Annotated in this window: 3 protein-coding genes; 2 read left to right on the forward strand and 1 reads right to left on the reverse strand. The window is 54.3% G+C overall.

Annotated features, from left to right (window positions below; translation table 11 throughout):
* Both IGR76_15680 and IGR76_15685 read left to right on the forward strand, forming a co-directional pair.
* Positions 1 to 680 (forward strand): 2-carboxy-1,4-naphthoquinone phytyltransferase (locus IGR76_15680; GenBank protein ID MBF2079912.1); only part of this gene is annotated, 680 nt, incomplete at its 5' end.
* Positions 681 to 730: 50 nt separating this feature from the next.
* On the forward strand, positions 731 to 1,945 hold the full coding sequence (locus IGR76_15685) for a glycosyltransferase (protein MBF2079913.1): 1,215 nt from the start codon (positions 731 to 733) through the stop codon (positions 1,943 to 1,945).
* Between the two features lie 71 nt (positions 1,946 to 2,016).
* Here IGR76_15685 and IGR76_15690 read toward each other — a convergent pair whose 3' ends face one another.
* Positions 2,017 to 2,475 carry a transposase gene (locus tag IGR76_15690; GenBank protein ID MBF2079914.1) on the reverse strand — a complete coding sequence of 153 codons (459 nt, stop codon included), beginning with the start codon at positions 2,473 to 2,475 and terminating at the stop codon, positions 2,017 to 2,019.
* Positions 2,476 to 2,596 lie beyond the last annotated feature (121 nt).

Here is a 2,596-nt window from a genome sequence, read left to right on the forward strand (position 1 = left end):
AAACCGGGATCGATCAGAATAAAGCCCATTCCCTGGTGAACCTAACCCGAAAGAAGCAGCTTGTGTTTTGGATCGGCAACTTTTGTCTAGGGTTAGGCATTGCAGGCATTGTGGCGATCGCCCTTTGGCAGCAGGATTTCACGGTTCTGGGCTTAGTACTGGTCTGCTGTGGGCTGGGGTATCTGTACCAAGGCCCGCCGTTCCGCCTGGGCTACCACGGGTTGGGTGAAATTCTTTGCTTCTTCGCCTTTGGCCCCCTGGCCGTGTCCGCTGCCTACTACAGTCAAACTCAAGCATGGTCGGGAGTGGCACTCGTCGCGTCCATTATTTTGGGCATTACCACCAGCCTGATTTTGTTCTGTTCCCACTTTCACCAAGTGGAAGATGACTTGGCGGCGGGGAAGCGATCGCCCATTGTCCGGCTCGGCACCCATCGAGGTGCGAAACTGCTGCCCTGGTGCTGCGGCATTGTGTTTGTGCTGATTCTGGGCGGTGTGCTGGGCGAGTGGTTCCCCCGATGGGCGCTCCTCGCCTTCGCGAGTCTGCCCTACGCGATTCAACTTTGTCGCCATGTGGGGGATAATCACAACCAGCCAGACCGGGTGAGTAATTGCAAATTCATTGCGGTGAACCTGCACTTTTGGAGTGGGCTATTGCTGGGGCTGGGATTTATCCTGTAGGGGCGATCGCCTTTCCGTAACAGATCTGCTGTTTTTCACTAAATTTGCCTATGCGCGTTCTGTTCCTGCACAATAACTTCCCCGCGCAGTATCTCAATCTCGCATCTACCCTGGCGCGAGATCCTCGTCATCAAGTGCTGTTCGTGACGCAGAATACGGACACGGAGTTTGGCGGCATTCAAAAAGTGATTTTCAAGCCCTCGCGGGATGCCCACGCAAGTACCCACTTCTATGTACGCTCCTACGAACGGGCGGTGCTGCACGGGCAGGCGGTGTTTCGGGTGGCGCTCAAAATCAAAGAGGCGGGATTCGTGCCCGACGTGATTTGTGGGCACTCCGGTTGGGGACTCCCAATGTTCATGAAAGATGCCTTTCCCGACGTACCGCTTCTCTGCTATTTCGAGTGGTTTACGAACGCCCACGGCTCGGATCTAGACTTTGATCCCGCCGATCCGATCACCCTGGACGATGTGTTGCGCTATCGAGCCAGCAATGCGTCGATGTTGGTGGATCTGTGCAGTTGCGATCGCGGCCTGTCGCCAACCCAGTGGCAGCTTCGCCAGTTTCCGGCGGAGTTTCAGTCAAAAATCTCCGTGCTTCATGACGGGGTAGACACCAACTATTTCCTGCCAAATCCGGGCTATCGACTGGAATTACCGGACTTAGATCTCTCCCACGTTGATGAGCTGATTACCTACGTGTCTCGCGGGATGGATCTGTATCGCGGCTTTCCCCAGTTTATTGAGGCGATCGCCCAAGTTTTGGATCAACGGCCTAAGGCCCATGTGGCGATCGTGGCGGCGGAACGGGTGGCCTATGGCCCTGCCCGACCTGACGGCAAGAGCTATAAGGAATGGATGCTCGAAAAGGTGTCGCTGGATCTGTCGCGGGTTCATTTCATCGGCAATTTGCCCTACGGTCTCTATCGCAAAGTTCTGCAAGCATCCTCCGTGCACGTCTATCTAACTCGCCCCTTTGTACTGTCCTGGTCGTTCATGGAGGCCATGGCGAGTGGCTGCCTCATTGTGGCCTCGGATACGGCTCCCGTTCGGGAAATGATCCAAGACGGACACAATGGGTTATTAGTCGATTTCTTTGACACCCCAGCGATCGCCCAGCGCATTGTGGAAGCCTTAGAGAATCAACACGATTTGCAACCTCTGCGCGATCGCGCCCGCGCCACAATCGTGGAAAACTATGCCCTAGCCGATCTGCTGCCGCGCCACATTGCCCTGCTCGAAGAGTTAGCAGGAGCCTCCCGTTAGTCTATACGCCTCCGTTTCTTTCTGACATCCTCCCCGTGGCTCCGCTTCGCTAAAGCCAGGGGGTTCCTCCTTCACCCAACCGACTTGTCCAAAGCAATTGCTTGATTTAGATAGAGGTCGCTTTGTCCAGAGGCGTTAATTCCGGTATGCCCTACCGTACTCAAACCCGCCAATCTCAATCCCTTCTCCAGGATGTTCCACGCTGCATTCTCATCTCTGCATCGCACAGAGCCACAGTGGGGACAAACATGAGTTCGGGTGCTCAAACTCTTTTTGACTGGCTGTTTGCAATCAAAACAATCAATCGTAGTGTTCGGGGGTGGAACAGGTTGCTGCACTTTACCGAAGATTTGGGCGTAGTATTTCACCCAATTAACAAACAAGCTCCAGGCCGCATCACTAATGGACTTCGACAGATGATGATTGCGAACCATGTTCCGCACCTGCAAGTTCTCGTAGGCAATCAAGTCGCTAGACATGACCAACGCACGGGCTTGTTTTATAGCCCAGTCTTTACGCTGCCGACTCACGTTCAGGTGTTGTCGCCCCAGACGATTAATCGCTTTTCTGCGATTTTTGGAACCCTTTTGCTTCTTAGCTCGACTTTATCCAATCAGGCGGCATGGCAGAGTAACTCGGTCCAGGTGTCGA

This window comes from Synechococcales cyanobacterium T60_A2020_003, from assembly GCA_015272205.1.
Taxonomy (GTDB): Bacteria; Cyanobacteriota; Cyanobacteriia; order RECH01; family RECH01; genus JACYMB01.

What these genes read in the sequence shown, in the direction of transcription:
- IGR76_15685 (MBF2079913.1), top strand. Translation starts at nt 731, where the DNA reads ATGCGCGTTCTGTTCCTGCACAATAACTTCCCCGCGCAGTATCTCAAT.